The 22,473-nt window shown below is 69.7% G+C and carries 20 protein-coding genes; 7 read left to right on the forward strand and 13 right to left on the reverse strand.

What is annotated here, in order from left to right:
• The first annotated feature begins 16 nt into the window (after positions 1-16).
• From ACGFNK_RS30330 to ACGFNK_RS30340, 3 genes are all read left to right on the forward strand, one after another.
• A complete protein-coding gene (locus ACGFNK_RS30330) occupies positions 17-412 on the forward strand; it encodes a universal stress protein (RefSeq protein ID WP_386344225.1) in 396 nt (131 codons plus the stop codon).
• Between the two features lie 97 nt (positions 413-509).
• Positions 510-1,655 (forward strand): DUF475 domain-containing protein, encoded by a 1,146-nt coding sequence (locus tag ACGFNK_RS30335; RefSeq protein ID WP_393420983.1) that lies wholly within the window; start codon positions 510-512, stop codon positions 1,653-1,655.
• Between the two features lie 106 nt (positions 1,656-1,761).
• Positions 1,762-2,247, forward strand: a complete 486-nt coding sequence (locus ACGFNK_RS30340; RefSeq protein WP_393420985.1) for a GNAT family N-acetyltransferase — start codon at positions 1,762-1,764, stop codon at positions 2,245-2,247.
• Positions 2,248-2,291: 44 nt separating this feature from the next.
• Here ACGFNK_RS30340 and ACGFNK_RS30345 read toward each other — a convergent pair whose 3' ends face one another.
• Positions 2,292-2,426 (reverse strand): hypothetical protein, encoded by a 135-nt coding sequence (locus tag ACGFNK_RS30345; protein WP_386344231.1) that lies wholly within the window; start codon positions 2,424-2,426, stop codon positions 2,292-2,294.
• Positions 2,427-2,600: 174 nt separating this feature from the next.
• On the opposite strand from ACGFNK_RS30345, the gene ACGFNK_RS30350 reads away from it, so the two are divergent.
• The gene (locus tag ACGFNK_RS30350) at positions 2,601-3,215 is read left to right on the forward strand and encodes a class I SAM-dependent methyltransferase (protein ID WP_393420987.1); all 615 of its coding nucleotides are present in this window, start codon (positions 2,601-2,603) and stop codon (positions 3,213-3,215) included.
• 20 nt (positions 3,216-3,235) lie between these two features.
• On the opposite strand, the gene ACGFNK_RS30355 is transcribed toward ACGFNK_RS30350, so the two are convergent.
• Together ACGFNK_RS30355 and ACGFNK_RS30360 are read right to left on the reverse strand one after the other, a co-directional pair.
• Positions 3,236-3,736 carry a DUF402 domain-containing protein gene (locus ACGFNK_RS30355; RefSeq protein WP_393420989.1) on the reverse strand — a complete coding sequence of 167 codons (501 nt, stop codon included), beginning with the start codon at positions 3,734-3,736 and terminating at the stop codon, positions 3,236-3,238.
• Positions 3,717-4,637: a GNAT family N-acetyltransferase gene (locus ACGFNK_RS30360; protein ID WP_393420991.1), complete on the reverse strand. Its 921-nt coding sequence runs from the start codon at positions 4,635-4,637 to the stop codon at positions 3,717-3,719. The genes ACGFNK_RS30355 and ACGFNK_RS30360 overlap by 20 nt, the downstream gene beginning before the upstream one ends.
• Positions 4,638-4,706: 69 nt before the next feature.
• Here ACGFNK_RS30360 and ACGFNK_RS30365 point away from each other — a divergent pair, with 69 nt between their 5' ends.
• Positions 4,707-5,087 carry a GntR family transcriptional regulator gene (locus ACGFNK_RS30365; RefSeq protein ID WP_393420993.1) on the forward strand — a complete coding sequence of 127 codons (381 nt, stop codon included), beginning with the start codon at positions 4,707-4,709 and terminating at the stop codon, positions 5,085-5,087.
• Between the two features lie 547 nt (positions 5,088-5,634).
• Here ACGFNK_RS30365 and ACGFNK_RS30370 read toward each other — a convergent pair.
• Both ACGFNK_RS30370 and ACGFNK_RS30375 read right to left on the reverse strand, forming a co-directional pair.
• Positions 5,635-6,405, reverse strand: a complete 771-nt coding sequence (locus ACGFNK_RS30370; protein ID WP_393420995.1) for a DUF72 domain-containing protein — start codon at positions 6,403-6,405, stop codon at positions 5,635-5,637.
• A 39-nt stretch (positions 6,406-6,444) separates the two neighbouring features.
• Positions 6,445-7,539: a DUF5925 domain-containing protein gene (locus ACGFNK_RS30375; RefSeq protein WP_393420997.1), complete on the reverse strand. Its 1,095-nt coding sequence runs from the start codon at positions 7,537-7,539 to the stop codon at positions 6,445-6,447.
• A gap of 164 nt (positions 7,540-7,703) precedes the next feature.
• On the opposite strand from ACGFNK_RS30375, the gene ACGFNK_RS30380 reads away from it, so the two are divergent.
• Positions 7,704-9,125 carry a xylan 1,4-beta-xylosidase gene (locus ACGFNK_RS30380; RefSeq protein ID WP_393420999.1) on the forward strand — a complete coding sequence of 474 codons (1,422 nt, stop codon included), beginning with the start codon at positions 7,704-7,706 and terminating at the stop codon, positions 9,123-9,125.
• Between the two features lie 35 nt (positions 9,126-9,160).
• Here the strand turns inward: ACGFNK_RS30380 and ACGFNK_RS30385 are convergent, their stop codons facing one another.
• From ACGFNK_RS30385 to ACGFNK_RS30410, 6 genes are all read right to left on the reverse strand, one after another.
• The gene (locus ACGFNK_RS30385) at positions 9,161-13,237 is read right to left on the reverse strand and encodes a lipopolysaccharide biosynthesis protein (protein ID WP_393421001.1); all 4,077 of its coding nucleotides are present in this window, start codon (positions 13,235-13,237) and stop codon (positions 9,161-9,163) included.
• The gene (locus tag ACGFNK_RS30390) at positions 13,230-14,027 is read right to left on the reverse strand and encodes a polysaccharide deacetylase family protein (protein WP_393421002.1); all 798 of its coding nucleotides are present in this window, start codon (positions 14,025-14,027) and stop codon (positions 13,230-13,232) included. Before ACGFNK_RS30390 ends, ACGFNK_RS30385 begins: the two co-directional genes overlap by 8 nt.
• Positions 14,028-14,109: 82 nt before the next feature.
• A complete protein-coding gene (locus ACGFNK_RS30395) occupies positions 14,110-15,114 on the reverse strand; it encodes a glycosyltransferase family 2 protein (protein ID WP_393421004.1) in 1,005 nt (334 codons plus the stop codon).
• The gene (locus ACGFNK_RS30400; protein WP_344387801.1) at positions 15,111-15,926 is read right to left on the reverse strand and encodes a glycosyltransferase family 2 protein; all 816 of its coding nucleotides are present in this window, start codon (positions 15,924-15,926) and stop codon (positions 15,111-15,113) included. The genes ACGFNK_RS30395 and ACGFNK_RS30400 overlap by 4 nt, the downstream gene beginning before the upstream one ends.
• 356 nt (positions 15,927-16,282) lie before the next feature.
• A complete protein-coding gene (locus ACGFNK_RS30405; RefSeq protein WP_393421006.1) occupies positions 16,283-17,404 on the reverse strand; it encodes a GNAT family N-acetyltransferase in 1,122 nt (373 codons plus the stop codon).
• Between the two features lies 1 nt (position 17,405).
• Positions 17,406-17,756, reverse strand: a complete 351-nt coding sequence (locus ACGFNK_RS30410; protein ID WP_393421008.1) for a hypothetical protein — start codon at positions 17,754-17,756, stop codon at positions 17,406-17,408.
• Between the two features lie 379 nt (positions 17,757-18,135).
• Between ACGFNK_RS30410 and ACGFNK_RS30415 the strand changes: the two genes are divergently transcribed.
• Positions 18,136-18,945, forward strand: a complete 810-nt coding sequence (locus ACGFNK_RS30415) for an SGNH/GDSL hydrolase family protein (protein WP_386344267.1) — start codon at positions 18,136-18,138, stop codon at positions 18,943-18,945.
• A 24-nt stretch (positions 18,946-18,969) separates the two neighbouring features.
• Here ACGFNK_RS30415 and ACGFNK_RS30420 read toward each other — a convergent pair whose 3' ends face one another.
• Positions 18,970-20,610 carry a serine/threonine-protein kinase gene (locus tag ACGFNK_RS30420; protein WP_393421010.1) on the reverse strand — a complete coding sequence of 547 codons (1,641 nt, stop codon included), beginning with the start codon at positions 20,608-20,610 and terminating at the stop codon, positions 18,970-18,972.
• A gap of 44 nt (positions 20,611-20,654) precedes the next feature.
• Positions 20,655-22,412: a sulfite exporter TauE/SafE family protein gene (locus tag ACGFNK_RS30425; RefSeq protein ID WP_393421264.1), complete on the reverse strand. Its 1,758-nt coding sequence runs from the start codon at positions 22,410-22,412 to the stop codon at positions 20,655-20,657.
• Positions 22,413-22,473 lie beyond the last annotated feature (61 nt).

Raw genomic sequence — 22,473 nt, forward strand, 5'->3', positions numbered from 1 at the left:
AGAAGGGAGAGCAGACATGACCGTACTGGTCGGATACGTACCCTCGCCCGAGGGTGAGGCCGCGCTGCGCGCGGGGATCGACGAGGCCCGCCTGCGCGGCGAGAAGATGCTGGTGGTGAACACCTCGCGCGGTGACTCCTACGCGGATCCGCGTTTCGCACAAGAGCCCGATCTGGCCCATGTCCGTGAGGACCTGGCCGCGCTGGAGATCGAGTTCGACATCCGCCAGGTGCTCGGCGGAGGCGACGCCGCCGAGGAGATCATCGAACTGGCGGAGCAGGCCGATGTGTCCCTGGTGGTGATCGGGCTCCGGCGCCGGAGCGCGGTCGGCAAGCTGATCATGGGCTCCGCCGCGCAGCAGATCCTGCTCGGGGTCGGCTGCCCGGTCCTCGCTGTGAAGGCCGCTTCCTGAGCCCGGGGCCCCTGCTCCGGAGCTTCCCGAGCCCGCGGCTTCCTGAGCCCAGGGCTCTGCCCCCTCTCGGTACCCACCCTCTCCGTATGGGACAAGGATGATCTTCAGAACATTCGGCTGGTCGTTCGCCGTCACGGCGCTCGGTCTCGCCTTCGCCGCGTGGCAGTGGGGCTGGGAGGCCTTCGGGATCGTACTGATCCTTTCGATCCTCGAGATCTCGCTGTCCTTCGACAACGCGGTCGTCAATGCCGGAATCCTGAAGAAGATGAATGCCTTCTGGCAGAGGATCTTCCTCAGCATCGGCATTCTGATCGCGGTGTTCGGTATGCGGCTGGTCTTCCCGGTCGTGATCGTCGCCATCAGTGCCGAAGTCGGCCCCATCGAGGCGGTGCAGCTCGCCCTCGAGGAACCAGGCCGGTACGAGGACCTGGTCACCGACGCCCACCCGGCGATCGCGGCCTTCGGCGGCATGTTCCTGCTGATGATCTTCCTTGACTTCATCTTCGAGGACCGGGACATCAAGTGGCTCGGGTGGCTGGAGCGCCCGCTCGCCAAGCTCGGCAAGGTCGACATGCTGTCGGTCTGCGTCGCGCTCATCGTGCTGCTGCTCTCGGCGCTGACCTTCGCCACCCACGCGCACATCAGCACGGGCCACGCGGACAAGTCGGCGACGGTACTGCTCGCCGGAGTCGCCGGTCTGATCACCTATCTCGTGGTCGGCGGTCTCTCCGGATACTTCGAGGACAGGCTGGAGGAAGAGGAGGAACACGAACACGAGGAGGAGGAGAAGGCAAAGGCCGAGGGCAAGCCGGTCTCAGCGGTTGCCCTCGCCGGCAAGGCTGCGTTCTTCCTCTTCCTGTACCTCGAGGTCCTGGACGCGTCCTTCTCCTTCGACGGTGTGATCGGAGCCTTCGCCATCACCAACCACATTTTCTGGATGGCGCTCGGCCTCGGCATCGGCGCCATGTACGTCCGGTCGCTCACGGTCTACCTGGTCCGCCAGGGCACCCTCGACGACTACGTCTACCTTGAGCACGGCGCCCACTACGCGATCGGTGCCCTCGCCGCGATCCTGCTCATCACCATCCAGTACCAGATCAGCGAGATCATCACCGGTCTGGTCGGTGTCTTCCTGATCGCGGCATCCTTCCTCTCGTCCGTCCGCCGCAACAGGTCGCTCGAGACGTCCGAAGTGAAAGTCCTGACCTCGGACGAGAAGACCGAGGCCTCGTCCGGGGTGTGACGGGCCGGCGACCAGGAGCCGCGAGCGACATCGCACGGTGCGCACGAATGGCTGCCGGCTGGCCACTCTTGAAGAAACTGGTCGTGCGCCGACGTAGCGTTCAGGCATGACCGCAGGTATGACTCCTGGCACGACCGAAGGCACGACTGACGACATCCGCCTCGCCGAAGCCGGCGACGAGCACGCCGTGAAGGCCGTGATCGACGCGGCGTTCCAGCCCTACATCGAGCGCATCGGGCTGATACCCGTGCCGATGGAGGCGGACCACGCGGCGAACATCGCGGCGGGGCGGGTGTACGTCACCGGGAATCCGATCGTGGGCCTCCTGGTTCTGGAGGCCCACGAGGACCATCTCTACCTCGACGTCATCGCCGTCGACCCGGACGCCCACGGGCAGGGCATCGGGCGGCGGCTGCTCGCATTCGCGGACGCACGCGCGCGTGCGCTCGGACTGGCCGAGGTCCGGCTCCTCACGAACGCGAAGATGTGGGAGAACCAAAAGCTCTATCCCAGATACGGGTACGAGCTCGTGGAGCGTCGCGTGGAGGGGCCGTACGACCGGCTCCACTACCGCAAGCGGCTGGCGCCCTGAGGGTTCTCATCGCTTCGGTGTTGGAGACCTGGTGGCCGGACGGGTCAGCCGTCCGGCCACCAGGTGCGTTGGATGTCTTTTCGGACTTCTGGGCGCTCGGCGGCGCGTTCGTCGGCCTCTTCCCGGACACGGCGGGAGTCCGACTTCCTGAGGGGCTTCTGCAGGGTCACACGACGCATGACTGCCTCCTTGGGCCTACCGGGTAGCGCGGTTGTATGGGTAGACCGTTCCCGGGAGCGTGACTCATCGATGGCCCCCTGTCTGTGGCGGCGGTCACGCTCTGGCCTGCGGCTTCAGTGGCGGTCGTCACGCTCGGGCCCGGCGCTGTCAGTGGCGGGTGTCACTCTGGGCACATGACGAGCAAAGGTGAGCGCGATACATGGGCCGACGTCGACTGGGACGCCGAGTCCGCCACCTTCGACGACGAACCGGACCACGGCCTGCGCGACCCCGCCGTGCGCGAGGCCTGGTCGGCCCGGCTTCGCGGCTGGCTGCCACGCGCCCCGTCCGACGTACTGGATCTGGGCTGCGGCACCGGCAGTCTGTCACTCCTCGCCTCCGAGCAGCGCCACCGGGTCACGGGCGTCGACCTCTCGCCCCGCATGGTCGACCTTGCCCGCGCCAAGCTGGCCGGCCGTGACGCGGTCTTCCTTGTCGGCGACGCGGCGGCTCCGCCGGTCGGAGAGCAGCGGTTCGACGTCGTGCTCGTACGTCATGTGCTGTGGGCGTTGCCCGATCCCGAGCGCGCGCTGCGGCACTGGCGCGGGTTGCTCCGTCCCGGCGGACGGCTCGTGTTGATAGAGGGTTTGTGGGGGACGGTGAGCCCGGTGGGGATATCCGCCGACCGGCTGACCGCACTGCTGACGCCGCTGATGCGGGACGTGCGCGTGGAGCGGCTGTCGGACGAGGCGTTGTTGTGGGGGCGGGAGGTGGAGGACGAACGGTTTGCGGTGGTGGCGGTGGTCTGAGCTGTGCGCCGGCGCGCTGCCTAGTCGAGGAGCGCCTCGAAGTCGCCCTCGCGGGCCAGGAGTTCCAGTTCGTCCAGGGCGGCCACGGCGGCAGATGCGGCGTCGGGGTCCGTCTCCGGCAGACCGCTCTCCGCGAATTCGTCCTCGTCCAGGCGCAGTACGGTCCTGCCGTCCGCGGAGCGCCAGAGGTCCAGATCGAGGTCCTCTACGACCAGTTCGGTGCCGGAGAGGACGGCCGGGCGGGTGATGTCGGTGTACCAGCCTTTGAGGGTGCCGGTGGAGTCGCGGACCTCCTTCACCGCGTACCAGCGGTCGCGCCAGTAGTACTCGGTGAAGATGTCGCCGGACTCGAACCGTACGAAGCCGAAGTCGCGGGCGACGTCTCCGGCCCAGGGGGCGCGGACGGTGATCCGAGTGCCGTCGTCGGCGAGCAGTTCGGCGGCGTAACGGATTTTCGTACGGCCGCCCTTGACGAGGACGACGTCCAAGTGCCCGGTGGATTCAGCCGAGTTCGCGGACATGGTGCACCTCCGTGGCGCAGATCTCGTAGCCGAACCACTTGTTGATGGCGAGCATCGGGCCGTTGCCGGCGTCGTTGCCCGTGAACGCCTCCGTGTAGCCGGCGGCACGGGCGCGGTGCAGGGAGTCGTTCTTGGCGAGCTTGGCCAGGCCGCGGCCGCGGTGGGCGCGGGCGGTGCCGGTCATCACGGTGCCGTACCGGGTGCCGCCGTCGGTGCGGGCCGCGCTGAAGGCGGCGGGGCGGCCGTCGGCGACCACGACCGACGTGAGTTCGTGGCTGAGAAGGGGGTGGTGCCAGGTTTCGCGGAGCCAGGCCTCGTAGTCGGTGAACTCGTGCGCGATGTCGCTCGGTTCGTCCGCCAGCGTCTCGGCGTCCAGGGCGAACAGGGGGCGTGGGTCGTCCGCGAAGTCCGCGCCCGTGCGGAGCTGGACGTCCTTCGGGAGGGGGCGGCGGGGCGGCAGCGTGGCGTGCGCCAGGTCGAGGCGGAGAAATTGTGCTGAGCGGCTTGCGTGATAGCCGTGCTTTTCTGCGAAGGCGCGGTTCGCGGGGGTGTCCGTGACGAAGGCGAAGAGCTTTGTCGCGCCGACGGCGGCCAGGTGCTCCTCTGCCGTGCGCACGAGCAGGGAGCCCGCGCCTCGGCGCTCCCGCTCCGGGTGCACGTACACGTTCAGGTAGCCCTGGCCGGGCTGGGGGCTGTCGTACGCGATCCCCACCTGGGCCGTGCCGATGAGTTCACCGTCCTCCTCGGCGACCAGGGGCCGGAAGTGGGCGTCCGGGTGGGCGTGCGCGACGTCGTAGGCGATGGACTCGGCCGTGCAGAGCATGAAGGGGAGGGCCAGCTGCCGGATCCGGGCGAAGCCCTCGGCGTCTGCCGGGCGGAAGTCGCGGACGATCACTGTCATGTCGTTGACGCTACGTGGAGGCGTTGTCGGGTGCCTCTGATTTTTGCGGGGGTGCGGGACAATCAATCCGTGACGTTGAAGATCGACATCGATGACGGTGCGGGGGTTGCGCCCTATGAGCAGGTGCGCGCCCAGATTTCCGAGCAGGCGCGGGCTGGTGTGCTGCCGGTGGGGTATCGGCTGCCGACCGTGCGGGGGCTGGCCGAGTCGCTGGGACTCGCTGCGAACACGGTTGCCAAGGCGTATCGGGCGTTGGAGTCGGACGGGGTGATTGAGACGCGGGGCCGTAACGGAACGTTTGTCGCGTCCGCGGGTTCGGCGGCTGAGCGTGAGGCGGCGTCCGCGGCTCGGGCCTATGCCGAGCGCGTCCGCCGCCTCGGGCTCGCCGATGGGGTGGCCCTTGACGCAGTGCGGGATGCGCTGCGCGCGGTTTACGGGGACCGGGGGTAGTCGCTCCGCGGGAGGCGGTTCGTTGTCGGGTGCAGGTTGAGTGTGGCTGGTCGCGCAGTTCCCCGCGCCCCTAAATGCAAAAGCCTGCGCCACGACGAACCCGCGCCCTCCCACCGGCGGGAGGGGACGTGGGCCGGTGCGTCGTATGCCCGTCGCGTAGGTTCTGTCTCGGCCCACCCGCGCCTTGTGTCAGCAAAGGGCCGTATGCCCTGTTGGCGACGGGCTGACGCACCGGCCCGCGGCCCCGCACCCACCACCCACCCAAGGGGCGCGGGGAACTGCGCGACCAGCCACAACGAACCGGCAGTCGCCCACAAACCGAACCCCACCCACCCGGTAGGCGCCCCGCCCAACCGCCGGAGGCACCCCGCGGGGAACTGCGCGACCAGCCACAACGAACCGGCAGTCGCCCACAAACGGAACCCCACCCACCCGGTAGGCGCCCCGCCCAACCGCCGGAGGCACCCCGCGGGGAACTGCGCGACCAGCCACGACGCACCCGCAGCCGCGACGCGACGTGTCACCCCCCGCCCCCTGGGCGCGCTCCTCACTGGGTGCTCAGCTGTCGCGGCGTTCGCGTCACCGTCAGGCCCGCTGCCCTTGCCAGGCGGGCGAAGAGCAGGGCGTCCTGGACCGCTGCTGCCTGTGGGTCGTTGTTGAAGTACGTGTAGATCTGCTGGTTGTCGGGCCAGGTGGCTGCGATGCGGTGTGTCCAGGTTGCCAGCGACTGGCGGCCGTAGTGGGGCCAGTGGTGGGCTCGGCCGACGTGGAAGCGCAGGTAGCCCCAGTCCGTGGTGCGCCACAGCGGGGTTACCGGGCGGGAGAGGACGTCGGCCCAGACGAGTGCGGCGTGCCGGGACTCCAGGATCTCGCGTACCTCGGGGGTCCACCAGGAGTCGTGGCGGGGTTCTACCGCTACCCGGGTGCCGGGTGGGAAGCAGGCCAGGCAGGTGTCGAGGAGGGCCGGGTCGGCGCGCAGTGTGGGTGGGAGCTGGAGGAGGATCGGGCCCAGGCGGTCGGAGAGGCCGGCGGCATGGGTCATCAGGCGGTGTACCGGTTCCTCGGGCTCCCGTAGGCGCTTGATGTGGGTCAGGAAGCGGCTCGCCTTGACGGCGATGACGAAGTCCGGCGGGGTGCGGTCCCGCCAGGACTCGAAGGTCTCCTGCGACGGCAGCCGGTAGAAGGCGTTGTTGATCTCAAGCGTGGCGAACCGCGTCGCGTACTCCTCCAGCCAGAGCCGCGTGGGCAGTCCGGCCGGGTAGAGGACTCCTCGCCAGTCCTTGTACTGCCAGCCGGACGTGCCCACGAAAAGGGTCATAAACCCATCAAAGCACCAGCCGGGAAGGCTCAGCGTGGCCTACAGATACAGCCCCGCGTCCGCGCTCTCCCGCGCCCCGGGCACCGACGTCGGCGACGTGCCCCGGCGCAGGGCGTACAGTTCGGCCAGCGTGGCGCCTTCGCGGCCGATCCCTTTCTCCGTGCCCAGCCAGGTCACCGACTCGCGGTGGGTCAGCGGGCCGACCTCGATACGGGCCAGGCAGCGGCCGGGGCGGACGACTGCGGGGTGGAGGCGCTCCAGGTCCTCGTTCGTCGTCACGCCCACCAGGACGTTGCGGCCCTGGCCGAGCAGGCCGTCCGTGAGGTTGAGCAGTCGCGACAGCGCCTGACCCGCCGTGTGCTTGGCCTCGCCGCGGATCAGCTCGTCGCAGTCCTCCAGCAACAGCAGCCGCCAGCGGCCCTTGCCCGTGCCGTCCTCCTCGCCGATCGCGATGTCCATCAGATAGCCGACGTCGGAGAAGAGGCGCTCCGGGTCGAGCACGCAGTCGACCTGGCACCAGTCGCGCCAGGAACGGGCCAGGGTGCGCAGCGCCGACGTCTTGCCCGTACCGGGCGGGCCGTGCAGCAGGAGCAGACGGCCCGCGATGTCCTCCGGCGTCGTCTTCATCAGGCGGTCCATCGCGTCCGCGACCGGTGCCGTGTAGTTCGGGCGGACCTCTTCCCACGTACCCGCCGAGATCTGCCGGGTCGTACGGTGCGGTCCGCGCCTCGGCGAGACGTACCAGAAGCCCATCGTCACGTTCTCCGGCTGCGGCTCGGGCTCGTCCTCCGCGCCGTCCGTGGCCTGGCCGAGCACCTTGGCGGCCAGCTCCTCGCTGGTCGCGGTGACCGTGACATCGGCACCGCGGTTCCAGCGCGAGATGAGCAGCGTCCAGCCGTCGCCCTCGGCGAGCGTCGCGCTGCGGTCGTCGTCGCGGGCGGACCGCAGCACCGTGGCCCCCGGTGGCAACAGCGTCGCCCCGGACCGTACGCGGTCGATGTTCGCCGCGTGCGAGTGCGGCTGCTCGCCCGTCGCGAAACGGCCGAGGAACAGCGCGTCGACGACGTCCGACGGGGAGTCGCTGTCGTCGACGTTGAGCCGGATCGGCAGTGCGTCGTGTGGGTTCGCAGACATGCCGCCATGATCCGTCACGCGCGCGTCCCATGCACGCGGATTCCGTGTTGGACCCCGAGTGTCCGATGTGCGCCGACCTCCCCGTGTATCCCCTCCGTCCTGTTACGAGGCTGTGCACCGGAACCCATCCCAACCGGCCACCCCCGCCACTACTGTTGTCCTTGATGGGACGTCATGGGTGGAATTCGGGGGCACGGCGGTGGCGGCTCACCGCGCTGCTCGGTGTGGGCGCGGCGGCTCTGGCCCTGGTGCTGACCTTGATCAACACGCTGCCCGGGGACGGCGGGAGCGCCGCCGGTACGACCCGTGACGGCGACAAGGTGCACGGCACGCCCGCTGTTCCTCCACAGGAGGCGGGACCGGACGTCGGCTGGGGCTTCACCCACACCCAGTTCAGCGCCGACGAGGGCAGCGGCGCCGCCACGCGGCGGGTGGCGGAGCGTCTCGGTGAGCAGCCGCTGCCGCAGATCCAGCACATCATGGGCTGGGGTGCGGACAATCCCGAGCCGGTCAAGGGGCGTTACGACTTCGAGGACCTGGACCGGCGTATCGACTTCGTCCGGGAGTCGGGCGGCACTCCGGTGGTCACCCTGTGCTGCGCCCCGGACTGGATGAAGGGCGGCAAGTCCGGGACGGACAACACCAATTGGAGCCAGGAGGCCCTGGAGACCGCCCCGCGGCCCGAGCACTTCGACGACTACGCCGCGCTTGCCGCGACCGTTGCCAAGCGCTATCCGGATGTACGCCACTTCATCGTCTGGAACGAGTTCAAGGGCTTCTGGAACGACGCCGAGGCCCGCTGGGACTACGAGGGCTACACCGAGCTCTACAACCAGGTGTACAAGGCACTCAAAGCTGTCGACGAAGACATCCAGGTCGGCGGCCCCTACCTGGTGATGGACAGCCTCGACCCGCGCCAGAAGGAAGATGCCTCGCCCACGGTGAAGGGCTCGTGGGGCGCCATGGACCAGCGGGTCCTCGACGCCTTCGACTACTGGAACAAGAACAAGGCGGGCGCGGACTTCGTCGTCGTGGACGGCTCCAGCTACACCAAGGACGACGAGCTGCTGCCCGACGAGTTCGCCGCCGCCGACAAGTTCACGGCCGTCAGCCGCTGGGTGCGCGAGCAAACCGGCGATCTGCCGCTGTGGTGGGCCGAGTACTACGTCGAACCCTCCGACGCCGACGACGAGCGGGACGACTGGTCCGAGGCCCGCCGCGGCGCCGTCCAGGCCTCCGGAATGATCGCGATGGCCCGCGGCGGCACCACCTCCGCCTTCTACTGGAACCCCGAGAACGAGAAGGGCTCCGACTGCGCCGGCTGCCTGTGGACGCCCACCGACAGTGCCGACGGCGGCAAGCCCCTGCCGATGCTCGACCTCATCTCCCGCTTCAACAGGGAGTTCCCGCCGGGCACGGAGTACGAGCAGGTGTCCATCGCCGCCGGCAGCGCCCCGAACGTACGGGTCCTCGCCGACGACAAGGCGGTTCTCGTGGTGAACACCCTGGACCGGAAGATCAGTACCGAGGTCGACGGCCGGCGGTTCGACCTGGGCCCGTACGAGGTGAAGTGGCTGGCCCGCTGAGCCACTTCGCGCACCAGCCCCCTATGCCCAACTCCCTACGCCATCGTCAAGAACCGCTGCACCAGCGAAGCCAGCAGCACCGCCAGCAGCGGCAGGGAGAACCAGAAGCTGCTCTGCAGCCACCGCAGTTGCCGCACGCTCGGCCGGACGGCCACCCGGATCACCTCGCGGGTCGTCAGCAGCACGAGCAGTGCTATCGCCGCGAGGCCGCCCACGACGGACCATGGTGTCCAGGTCACCTGAGGACCGATGGGCCCGGGGTCGGCCTTCGGGACGCTGCTGTCCGGCTGCTCGCGCAGCGCGTACACGGTCGCGTCCTTGTTGACGAAGACCTTTCGTAGTTCCTTGCGTTCGTCGAGGTTGCGGATGAGCCGGGAGTCCCAGCTCGCCGAGTAGCCCACGTCCATCTGGAGAGAGATCACCTGGCTGCGGTTGATCATGAGGAACGAGTTCGGGCCCGCGTCCTTGAGCGACTTGACCAGCCCGGACACCAGGACCGGGTCGGGCGGCGCGAGCGTCGGAACGTACTCCACCCGCTCCATGTCCCTCGAGCCCCAGGGCATCGCGGGCGTCACGGTGTTGACCGGGTCGTCACTCAGCCACAGCAGCCGCGCTGTCGGCTTGTCGTGCTCGTACACGTACTCCATGGCCGCGATCTCGCCCGGCCGGACCCGCTCGAAGGGCTCGTTGCCCCAGCGGGCCACCAGGAAGCCGCCGACCAGGACGAGGCCCGCCATCAGGGCGGCGAGGGGAGCGAGGCTGAACTGGTCGCGCTCGCGCTCCTTCGCGGTGACCCCGGTGCGCGGGAAGAGGGCGAGTGCGGCGAGCAGGGCCGCGCCCGGCAGGGCGAACATGAAGACCCGCAGCGCCATTTCGCCGCCGTACGACTGCATGCCGAAGCCCAGGAACGGCACGAAGGTGAGGACGAGCAGCGAGCGTTCGCGGTACTTGTGGTCGCGTCGACGCCACCAGCCCCAGCAGGCGAGGGCCATCACCGAGCCGGCGAGCGCCACGCGCGCGTACAGCACGAGTTTGTGGACCGAACTGCCGCCCTCGATACGGCCGGAGACCGACGACGACACATTGCCGCCGACGCCGCCGAGCCCGCCGAACAGCTCGTCGAAGTGCCCCCGCCAGTACGGCTCGGCGAGGAAGCCCACCCAGACGGCGACCATCACGGCGAACAGGATGGGCAGTCCGCGCAGTTCGGAGCGCCCGACCACGACGAGGATCGTGAGGACGCCGAGCATCACGAACGGGGTGAGCTGGTGGGACGGGACGGTCGCCGCGAACAGGCCGATCAACACCATGAGCAGCACGGCCCGTTGGCGCCGGTCCGTCGGCTCGACCTCCAGCTCGCCGGGCCGCCGCTTGGTCCACAGCACGCGCGGCGCCCGGAACCACACCAGCAGGATCGCCACGAAGACGATGTAGAGCAGGTACGTGAAGCCCTGCGGTGAGAAGTAGTCCTGGCCCACCCAGCCGCTGAGCACGAAGATCCACACGCCGGTCCACTTGGCGCGCCAGCTCGCCCGCATGTGGCGTACGAGCAGGAACATCGGGGCCAGGTAGAGGAGTTGCATGGCCGTCGGCCACCAGCGGATGACCTCGGTGAGGTCGTTCACCCCGCAGGCCTTCGCGACGAACGCGGCGGCCGCGAAGAAGCCCGGCCAGCTCCAGCGCGCGTCCAGGTCGGGCACGGCCGAGCCGGTCCGGTCGATGTACTCCAGGAACCCGAGGTGCTGCCAGGCCGTCGCGAACCGCGGCTCCGTCTCGATCACCGCGGGCAGCGCGTGCAGCGACACCACGGTGACCAGCAGGGTGACCAGGAGCAGCCCTCGGTACTCGCGGTTCCGCCAGAGCAGCGAGGCGAACACCGTGACCAGCAGGGCGGCCCCGGCCAGCGTGGGCACGGGCAGGACGGAGATCAGGCCGAGCCCGCCCATCCGGTCGAGATCCCGCTCGCCGAGGCCGAACACCGGCACCCAGTACAGGACGAGCGCGGCGATCAGCAGACAGCCGAGTACGACGCCTACGCGGGTGGGGCGCAGCCGCTCCCACGGGGACGGAGAAGGCGGGTAGGGGGAGGGGGAGGGGGCAGGTGGCGGTTCGGGCGGCGCACCGGTCCCGCGTTCCCGGAGTACGAGCGCGGAGGTGCCGGAGGACGGTGCCTCGGCCTCCGACTCTGCCCCCGACGTGGCCTCTGGCTCGGCCCCCGACTCGGCCTCGGGCTTTGCTTCGGAGGCGGCTTCGGACTTGGACTCGGTCTCGGCTTCAGCCGTGGCTTCGGACTTGGTCCCTGCTTCGGCTTCGGGTTTCGCTTCGGCCGGTCCCAGGGAGGCCTCGCTGCCCGGCTCGCTCCCCGACTCTCGACTTCGCTCGAGCGGGGGGACCCCCATCTCGACGGGCAGGCCCAACTCGGAGCGAGGCGCGGGGAGTTGGAGGGGTGCCTTGAGCGCCCAGGTCGGCCGGTGGTCCGGTTCGTGGTCCTGCCCGTGCTCCGGGCGTTGGTCCGGTGGGACGGGCCACTTCACCGCAGTCCCGGTGGGCGGCGTCCCCGGCCCGGGTCGTACGTCAGGCCGCCGCTCCTGGTGGTCGAAGTCGAGGTGCACGCCGAGCGCCAGGGTGTCCTGGTCGAGCCGCTGCGCCCAGGCCGGGCCGCGGCCCTTCTTCGGCCCGCCCGTGGCCGACGCGGGGACCTCGCGGGCGCCCAGGTCCGCCAGGTCGCCGTCCGGCGGCGCATCCTCGGGCACGGCGGCGGGCGGCGCCGTACTGACGATCCGGTACAGCCTGGGCGAGGCGATCGCCACGATCACCGCGAGGGCGGCGACCTCCGCGACGCCCGCACCGGTGAGGCCCATGGTCGGAAGCAGAATCACCGTGAGGCCGAGCACCAGCACGCACAACAGGCCTTGCAGCCATGCGAGTCCGGCGGTACGGCTCTGTGCGCGCAGCACCGCGAAGTAAGTCTCCATCACGACCCGCAGCACCCCGCCGACCGCGAACCAGCGCAGCAACGGGGTCGCCGCGTCCGCGTACCCCTGGCCGAACACCCCCAGGACGAACGGCGCCCCGAAGAACAGCACCCCGCCCACCGGCAGCATGATCCGCGCCATCCGGATCAGCGCGGCCCTGGTGTTCGCGGCGAGCCGAGCCGGGTCGTGCGAGCCCTCGACGGTGAGCGAGGCGCCCATGTTGATGGCCAGCAGGTTGACGGTGCCGCCGATGGTGATCGCGATGTAGAAATACGCGTTGTCGGCGGAGCTGACCTGCGCGGCGACGATCACCGGGACGAGGTAGACCACGGCGAGCGAGAACAGCGAGCCGGTGTAGTCGCCCGCGAGGAAGCGGCCGATCTCCTTCAGTGTCGGCGGCTCGGCGTGCTCCTCGGTCGCCTTCACATGCCGGGGCACCAGCCGCCGGAACACCAGCCAGCCCAGCGGCAGCACGGACACCGCGATGGCCGCGACCCAGGACACGAACACGCCCATGGTGGGGATCGCGGCGGCGAACAGCACCAGCAGCATCAGCTTGACCGCCGAGAACACCGTGTTGCCCACCGGCACCCATACCGCGCTGCGCAGCCCTGTCAGCACCCCGTCCTGGAGGGTGAGCACCGACCAGGCGACCACCGCCAGCACGAACACCAGCGCGTGCAGGGGATCGTGCAGGAAGCGGTAGGAGGGCCCCCACAGGCCCAGCGTCAGTAGGAACAGGCCTGCCGCCACCGCCACGACCAGTGAACTTCCCGCGTACGTACGGAAGATCAGGCGGCCGGTGCCACGTCCCGCGACCGGGATGAACCGGGCGAGGGCGCCCGTCAGCGTCACCGCCGTGAGGCCCGCGAGGAGCTTCATCGCGGCGATCGCGGCGGAGCCCTGGCCGACCGCGTCCTCGGTGTAATAGCGGGCGGCGGCCAGCCAGTAGCCGAGGCCGAGCACGGCGGAGATCCCGGTGTTGAGCATCAGGGCATAAGCGTTCCGGAACAGCGGGCTGCCTCCGGATCCCTTGGAGCCCCTGCTCAGTCCGGGCAGCCGCAGCCGGCGGCCGGACTGCTTCTCGGGCGCCTCGGTCGTGGGCGTGTCGGGCTGGGCTGTGGTCGTGTCAGACACGGGAACGGATGGCCTTCCGGCGGATCTGGCGTGCTCTGCGGACCATGGCGTACCCCTTGGTGAGGGCATGGTCCCTGGCGAAGGTGCGGGCGATCGCCTGGCCTTCGACCAGCCGCTCGAACTCCTCGATGCGGGTGGAGCAGCGCACGGTGACGCGTTGCAGGGCGTACGGGCCCTGGCGGCGGTTCGCCAGGCGGTTGCCGACGGCGAGGGACTGGGCGAAGCCCGCCTCGCGCACCGTGCGGCGCACCCGGCGGCTGGAGTAGCCGTAGGGATACGCGAACGAGGCGGGGCGGGTGCCGAGTTCGCCGGCGATGATCTCCTTGCAGCGCAGCACCTCGAACCACAGCGCCTCGTCCGTGAGCTGGTCGAGCTGTGGATGCGTATGGCTGTGGCCGCCGATCTCGACGTCCGCGCCGGCGAGTTCGCGCACCTGGTCCCAGTCGAGCATCGTGTCCAGGGCACCCCCGGTGTCGTACGAACCCCGCAGCCAGCCCGTCGACACGAACAGCGTGGCCGCGAAGCCGTGCTTGGCGAGCACGGGCAACGCATGCCGGTGCACGCCTTCGTAACCGTCGTCGAAGGTGACGAGGACGGGACGCCCGGGCAGCGGCCTCCCCGAGCGCCAACTGTCCGCCAACTGGGCGGTGCTGACCGGCGTGAACCCGAGATCGTCCAGCAGAGCCATCTGCTCGGCGAACGCCTCCGGCGTGACGGACAGGGCACGTGTGGCGTCGTTGGGCGAGGTGGAGACGGCGTGGTACATGAGGATGGGCACGGGGGTGTTCATGCCGAACCACCTCCGACCGCGGGGCCCCGCCCGGCGCGGGGCGTCGCCGCGCCGCGCGCCGTCATCGGCAAGCGTCCCTTTCTCATGCTGCTGCCCCCTCGCGCCCGGGACCTTCCTCTATCTCGACCACCGAGAAAGTAGCGCCACCCCTGCGTGCCCGAACGCTCCCGAGTACGTACCCGCCCGCTGCCGTCACCACTCCGGTGACGATGGCGGCGGCCCGGCCCGCGCCGCCGGGACGGGCGAGGAGGGCGTCGCGCAGGCCGCGGGCGACCCCTGCGGGGAGGACGCGTGTGGTGTAGCGGCGCTCGGACTCCAGGCCCTTGCCGGCGCCCACGCTTCGGGCGACCAGGGCCTTCGAGAGGCCTTCCGCGTACGTACGGGTGCGGAAGTAGGCGAAGTGCTCGCGCACCTCGGGCACCCGGTGGTGGATCACCGCGCGGTCGTCGATCAGCAGGATCGCGTCCGGCTGGGCGCGGGTGAGGCGGATGCACAGCTCCGTCTCCTCACAGCCCAGCGGACGCTTGTCGCCATCACGCCCGATACCGGTCGCGAAGCCGCCCGCCACGTCGAAGGCGCTGCGGCGGAACGAGGCGTTGCCGCCCAGCACGTTCCGCACCTGTACGCGCCCCGGCGGCAGCCCCTTGTACGTACAGCCGACGACCCAGTCGAACTCCTCCGGGAACCAGGCAGGCCGCCGGCCGGACGCCCAGATCGGAAAAGTCCGCCCGCCGACGGCCATCACCCGCGGATCCGTGTACGCCTCGGCGAAGTGATGAAGCCAGTCGCGCTCGGCGACGGCGTCGTCGTCGAGGAACGCGATGACCTCACCGCGGGAGACCGCGATGCCGGTGTTGCGGCCCGCGGACAGGCCGCGAGGGCCCGCGTTGGCGAGCACCCGCACCTCCCGCGTCTCCTTGTACTCCTTCGAAAGCCGGTCCAGGAGCGCCTCGTTGTGGTCCACGACCAGCAGCGTCTCCAGAGCGGGCCGGGACTGCGCCCGCACCGAGGAGACCGCCGCGAGGATGTCCTCCCAGCGGTCCTCGGTGTAGACGCAGATCACCACCGAGATGTCGCTCGTGCTCAAGACACCTCTCCTCGCGTGGTGCCCAGCGCCAACGCGTGCGCACGGCGCAGCGAACGGCGGTTGGAGCGCTCCTTGAGGATCACCCTGAGTACCCGCAGCCCGTCCCGTACGGCCCGGAGGTTGCTGGCGCCGTGGATCCGCAGATACTCGTGGCTCGGGATCTCCTGCACCTTCAGCCCGGCCTTGACCACCCGGATGTTCATCAGGGTCTCCACCTCGAAGCCGGTGCAGTCGAGGTCGATCTTGTCGAGGCAGTGCCGCCAGAACGCGTTGTACCCGTAGCAGAGGTCGGTGTAGCGGGCGCCGAACTTGCGGTTGACGACCGTGCACAGCGCCCAGTTGCCCAGCTTGCGGATGGGCGTCATGTCGTCCGTGCCGCCGCCGTTGGCGAACCGCGAACCCTTCGCGAAGTCCGCCCCGGAGACCAGCGCGGAGACATACGACACGATCTCGTTGCCGTCGGCCGAGCCGTCCGCGTCGACCATCACGATGATGTCGCCGGTGGAGGCCGCGAAGCCGGTGATCAGGGCATCTCCCTTGCCCTTTCCGATCTGCTTCACCACTTTGACGTCCGGCCACAGTTCGCGGGCCACTTCGACGGTGTTGTCGGTGGAATTTCCGTCGACGAGAACCACTTCGTGGATCCACGCCGGCAGTGTCTTGAATACGTAGGGAAGATTCTCCGCCTCGTTCATGGCGGGAATCACCACACTCACCGGTGGCGTGATCGCCAGGTGAGAAGAGATGGGCCGGTACTGACCGGCCTTGGACGGTTCCTGTCCCGAAACCGCCGGCTGCACAAAAGAACTCATGAGTCTGATCCCTCTCGTCCGGTGGACCGCCCGCCCCTGGGCGGTCCGGCTCTTAAGTCCGGTTCGAAAGGGGGGTTCTCACTTACGGCATGCCGAAATGTATCTCCGTACATGCCGGGTGAGCTGGCAAAGCTGGCCGACTGGATAAGCCGGTCGCGCGGCACGCGCCCCGGAACCACTTGTGGACAGAGCCACTTGTGGACACCGGGCACGGCACCCCCCTACCGCGCCCCGCGCCGGAACCATCGCGGTCCTTGAGCCCTCCCCTAGAGCCGCTTGGTGATGGACCGATGCGGGATTAAGACGTATGACTTTATTGACGATTGTGACGTTGTGGCAAGACCTGCAACGAGACCTCACATTTTATTTGGTTTGGTCGTTACCCGGCTCCCCGAACGGATTTTGCCTATCCGTTTGAGGAGCTTGTCGGCCGGCTCGAACAACTCCGGCCGTGCCAGCACCGCATTCCGCAGCGCCCGGACCGGAGCGCGTCGCGCCCGGTGCCCGAGCGCCACCGGATGGCGGCGCGTCACCAGCCCTTCGGACACGGAGATTTCCCGTGTCTTCAGGGAGTCCTTGTATTCCTTCTGCCCCCGGCCCAGATCCAGATAGGCGATACCGTCGGCGGCTGCCGCCTCGGCCATCCGCAGATGCAGGACAAGCCCGGGGGAGTATTTGGAGAATTCCGGATCGTACGCAGGGAACCAGCACGCCAGTACGCGCTCGGAACGAAGCCCGAAGTGCGCGGCGATCGGCTTGCCGTCGACGTAGAGCACCGACAGGATCCCGGCGAACGACTCGGAGCGGCTGTGGAACAGCTGCGACACCAGCCGGGTGATCCAGTCATGCGCGAAGCGGTCACTGCGTCCGGTCCTGCGGTACTGCGCCGACTTCCACGCCATCAGCGTGCGCAGCGCCTTGGGATCGCGCTCGTCGTGCACATAGCGCACCTCGCCGTGGTCCCGGCCGAGCTTGCGCTCCTTGGCGAGCGTCGACTTCGTGAACTTCGGTGACTGGGCGCGCAGTTGGCTCAGATACGCCTCGTATCCCTGGTCGACGTCCATGACCGGGGACGGGAAGCTGCCGGTGGCCGCCGCCTCGAACGGCGTCTGGCCCTCGGCCAGATGATCGAACTCCCACACCGCGAGCCCGCACGCCCGCAGCAACTCCCGCGCGTCCCAGCTGAAGCCGGGCCGGTGGACCACGCCCTGGCAGTCCGAGACGCCGAGACCTATCGCCCGGCCGACGCCACTCGCGCCCCGCTGGAACGGGAAGAAGGCCGCGGGCTCCCCACCCTCCCGGACGACCGCTATCCGTACGCCCCGCCGGCATCGCCCCACCGCGAGCGCGAACTCCGGTGACAGGAACGGGTTCGCCAGCTCGGGCGAGCCGTTGAGGTGGGCCTTCGACTGCAGGGCCGACCACGCCACCCTGTCGGCGGCGCTCAGTTCGCCGGGGCGGTACACGCGTATGTCCACGTCAGGAAGCCTGTCTACTCACCGTACGGCCGCGCAGGCGCCGTACCAGGACCAGCAGGAGCATGAAGGAGCTGAGCGCGGCAACGACCACGATTCCACCCCGGACCGACCACCGGTGCACCGCCAGCATGCCCTGGGCGACCAGGATGTTGACCGCTACCGCTGCGGACAAAGACGCCACGATGCGGCCGAACGGTTCCAGTCCGCGCAAAGCGGCTGCGACCGCGGTACCCGGCGCGGCGAGCAGGAAGAACAGCGTGAACGGCGCACGCAAAGGTGAGTCCCCGTCGGTGAGTGCCAGCACCGCACCGACCCCCGCGATCGCCGCGGCGGCCCCCGCGAGCAGCGGCAACAGGTCCCTCCCCGGATCCTGCCGCAACAGCTCGTCTCTGCCTGTGGCAGATGCTTCTGATGAAGATGACTTGTTGCGCAAGGTCTGCATTGGCGTCTTTGCCCCCCGAAGCGCCGGATGCCGGGCTTCAATGTCGCTCAGCGGGCAGCCGGACGTCAAGATGCGGAAGCGCCAAGTGCGAGTTCCACAGACGGAAGCGCATCCTCCGTTAACTGCCGGTCATCCGGGGCGAGTTGGGGGCTGCCGAATGGAGTCTCTGCAGGTTGCCCGCATGGTGTGACTCCCAGTAAGTCCGGGAAAGTATTGGCATGGACACTTCCCGTCAACTGTGTGCGGTGGTACGCAAGTTATGGCAGAGATCCTGCTAAAGGGAGGTTCCATGCGACGTTCCCGACTTACGACATACGCGACCTCACTCCTCCTCGCCGCCGCTTTCGCCCTCACCGGGGCCACGGCGGCGCAGGCGTCGGAACAGGCCGTGGCGACCGGCTATGTGGCCCTCGGCGACTCCTACTCCTCCGGAGTCGGCGCGGGCAGCTACATCGGCTCCAGCGGCGACTGCAAGCGCAGCACGAAGGCGTACCCGCACCTCTGGGCCGCCGCCAATTCACCCTCGTCGTTCCACTTCACGGCTTGCTCGGGCGCTCGTACGGGTGATGTTGTGGCGGGCCAGCTGGGCCCGCTCGGCTCCGGTACCGGTCTCGTCTCGATCACCATCGGCGGCAACGACGCCGGTTTCGCCGATGTCATGACGACCTGTGTGCTCCAGTCCGAGAGCGCATGCATCGCCCGCATCAACACGGCGAAGGCGTACGTCGACTCGACGCTGCCCGGCAGACTCGACTCCGTCTACTCGGCGATCAGCGCGAAGGCTCCGGCGGCCCATGTGGTCGTCCTGGGCTACCCCCGCTTCTACAAACTCAGCGGCAGCTGCGTGGCCGGCATGACCGAAGGCGAACGGTCCGCCATCAACAACGCCGCCGACTATCTGAACAGCGCCATCGCCAAGCGTGCCGCCGACCACGGCTTCACCTTCGGCGACGTCCGGCCCACCTTCACCGGACACGAGATCTGCTCCGGCAGCTCCTGGCTGCACAGCGTCAACTGGCTGAACATCGGCGAGTCGTACCACCCGAACGCAGCCGGACAGGTCGGCGGTTATCTGCCCGTGCTCAAGAGCGTGGCCTGACCGCCCAGTAGTGAGACGCGCCGCTCACGGCGTAGGGGAGGCCCCGCCCGTTGTCGGGGTCTCCGTCTCACACGTCACCGAGAACGCCACCGGGTCGGATGTCTTGTGCACGGGGCTACGGACCTCGATGCTCATCTCGTTCTCGTACGTCCCGGCGTCGTTAGACGTCGTCTCGACATGGTTGACCTGCTGGGACTTGTCGCCGCCGGAGAACGACAGCGTCTTCCAGCCCGGATCCGAGGGTTGGCCGCTCCGCGTCACCCAGCGGTAGTCGACCTCTGCCGGGACGCGGCCCACCGTGATCGTGGCGGTGAACGTGGGCGCCTCGGCCTCCGGCGGCGGACAGGCGCCGCTGTACTGCGTGTTGGAGCCCGACACCGACACCTCGACGGTCTGGGGAGGCGGAGAGCTCGTCCGGCCGCCGTCCGTCGAGCCACCGTTCGTGCCGTTCGTGCCGTTCGTGCCCGAAGTCTCGCTGGTGGTCGTACCGCCGTCGTCGCCTCCTCCGCTCGTACCGCCGTTGTCACCGCCGCCGTTGGTGGAGCCGCCATCGCCGGTTCCGCCCGTGGTGCCACCGGTGCTGCTGCTCTCTTCGCCCCCTCCGTTGTCATTGAGCAGGGCGTACGTCAGTCCCGCGAAGGCGAGCGCGAGGGCGACCAGGCCCGCGATCAGGACGACCATGGCGCGCCGGGGGTGCCCGGGCTCCGCTGTGGTGGTCGTGGCGGTCGGGGCGCGGGGCGCGATGGGGGCGGCGGGCGGGGTGTGTGGTGCGGGAGAGGCCGGCTGAGGCAGGGCCGCGACCGTCGGCGTGTAGGCGGCGGCTGTCGTACGAGGCGTGCCGCCCGCGGCGATCAGGCGCAGGTCCTCTTCGGCCGCCGCCCCGGAGAGCCGCTCGGCCGGATCCTTGCGCAACAGGCCCTCGATGACCGGGGTCAGCGGGCCCGCACGGTGCGGCGGCGGCAGCTCCTCGTCGACGACCGCACGCAGAGTGCTGAGCGGGGTGTCCTGGCGGAACGGCGAGTTGCCCTCGACCGCGGCGTACAGCATCACGCCCAGCGACCACAGGTCGGACTCGGGACCCGGCGTGCGCCCCAGCGCCCGCTCCGGGGCCAGGAACTCCGGCGAGCCGATCACCTCGCCCGTCATGGTGAGCGCGGAGCTTCCCTCGACCATGGCGATGCCGAAGTCGGTGAGGACGACCCGGCCGTCGTTCGACATCAGTACGTTGCCGGGCTTCACGTCCCGGTGCAGAACCCCGGCCTCGTGCGCGGCGCGCAGGGCGGCCAGCACCTCGGCGCCGATGTGCGCGGTGCGCTGCGGCGTCAACGGGCCCTCAGCGTCCAGGAGATCGTAGAGAGAGATGCCGCGGACCAGTTCCATCACGATCCAGGGGCGGCCCTCCTCCATGGCCACGTCGTACACCGTCACCACGTTCCGGTTCGCGACCCGGGCCGCGGCCCAGGCCTCGCGTTCCAGGCGCGCGTACATCCGCTCCACCTCGGGAGCGGGCAGGCCGGCCGGGGCGCGTACCTCCTTGACGGCGACCTCGCGGTGCAGCACTTCGTCACGGGCGCGCCAGACGGTCCCCATCCCGCCCTCGCCGAGCGGGGACAGCAGACGGTAGCGCCCCGCGATCACCCGTTCACTGCGTGCGTCTTCCGACACGGACGCCCCCCATTCGCAACCGCACCTTTCTGAACAAAAGTAGCTCAACCGAGCGCGGTTGCCGCCCCCTGGAGCACCAATCCAGCCCCAAGGGCCACGACGACGAACGCAGATCCGAGGGCGATGTTCCTGCGCACCAGTGCGGCCACCGGACCGCCGGTCCAGCGGGGGCCGTTTTCCAGCAGACGGCTGACCCCGCTGCCCAGCTTGACCACGGCGACCCCGGCCGCCGTCAGCGTCAGGGCGAGCCCGACGCCGTACGCGAGGACGAGCAGGAATCCGAACCAGGCCTTGCCGAGCGCCGCGGCGCCCACCAGGACGACGACGGCAGAGGGGCTCGGCACCAGCCCGCCGGCGAAGCCGAGCAGGATCGTGCCGCGCACGGTGGGCGCGATCTCGTGGGTGTGGGTGAAGCCGCCGTGGGTGTGCGTGTGGGTGTGGTCGGCGTGGCTGTGCTCGTGTCCGTGTGCGTGTCCGTGCTTGTGCCCGTGGGTGTGGCCGTGGCTATGGGCCTGATCATGCTGATCGGCGTGCGAGTGCTGGTGTCCGGTCGGGTGGGGTTCGCTGGGGGCGGGGGCTTCCAGGAGCGCCGACGCTCGGCCGTGCGCAGAGGTGCGGGCTTCGGCGTCCGCGTGGGCATGTGCGAGCACGAGAGGGCGCTCGTGCTGCTCGGCGTGTTCGTGGGCGTGCCCGTGGTGGCCGGCCTCGCCGTGCTCGTGCTCGTGCGCGTCGTGGTCGTGAGTGTGGCCGTCCTCGTGCCCATGGCTGTGCTCATGGTCAGGCCCGGGAGGATGCTCGTGCCTGTGGGCCCGGGCACGCCAGGCCTTTCGTACGAGTGTCAGGCCCGCCGCCGTCACCAGGACACCGCTCGCTATGCCCAGCCACGTCACCACCGAGGGCGCCGCCGCCGAGCCGGCCGCGACCAGCAGGCCCAGCGCCACCACGCCCAGGGTGTGGGTGACCGTGACCGACGCGGCCAGGGGCAGGACGTCGCGCAGGCCGGCCCGGCCGCCGCGTGCCGCGGCTGTCGCGGCCATCAGTGTCTTGCCGTGACCGGGCGCGAGCGCGTGCATGGCGCCGAGGCCCACCGCGATGACCAGAGCCAGCGCCGCGAAGCCCGTGCTCAGGTCGTGGCGGGCCACCAGGTCGTCCAGGGCGCGGGTGAACCGGTCGGCGCCGCGGGGCAGCACGGAGGAGGCGGGGGCGTCAGCGTTCTCCTCGTTCGCCTCGTCGAGGGCGGGGCCGCCGGGGCGGGCCGTCAGGGACGCGGCCGCCGTGTTCTCCGGCGACTGGAGCAACTCCTCGGGGTAGCTGGTCAGTTCGCGGGACACGGACTTCGTGGGGACGTCCGAGGAGGCGAGGGTCATGCGGTCGCCTCGAGCGGTGATCTCGCGCCAGCCGGGTCCGCTGTCGACCGAGGCACGGAAGCCGAGGGAGAACTCCCCCTCCGGCAGCGGCGCCGTCCAGCGGCACTCCACCCGGAGCGTATCGAGCCCGGCCTGCCCGGGCCGCACGCGTACACGGCTCTCGCCCGCCTTCAGCGCGACCTCGCGCCCGTCCACGGTCACCCGGCTCTTCCCGGCCGCCGTCGCGCACCGCTCCCGGACCCAGCCCTCCTTGCCCGCCTCCTTGATCTGAGGCTTGGCCTGGGTCGCCGGGATCTCCGCGAGGTCCTCCACATGGTCGATCCGCAGCTTCTCGGGACCGATGACGAGTCCGTCGTACCGGTTGACGGTGAAGTTCCCGAGCGGGTGCGCGGCCGCGGTCCCCGTGGGGACGAGCAGCAGTGCGAGGGTGCCCATGAGAACGGCCACACAGGCGGCGAACCGGCGACGGGTAAGGGAGTTGTTCCGGTTCTTGAGA

The sequence above is a fragment of the Streptomyces sp. NPDC048825 genome (genome assembly GCF_043198355.1).
In the GTDB taxonomy this organism is placed as follows: Bacteria; Actinomycetota; Actinomycetes; order Streptomycetales; family Streptomycetaceae; genus Streptomyces; species Streptomyces xiangluensis.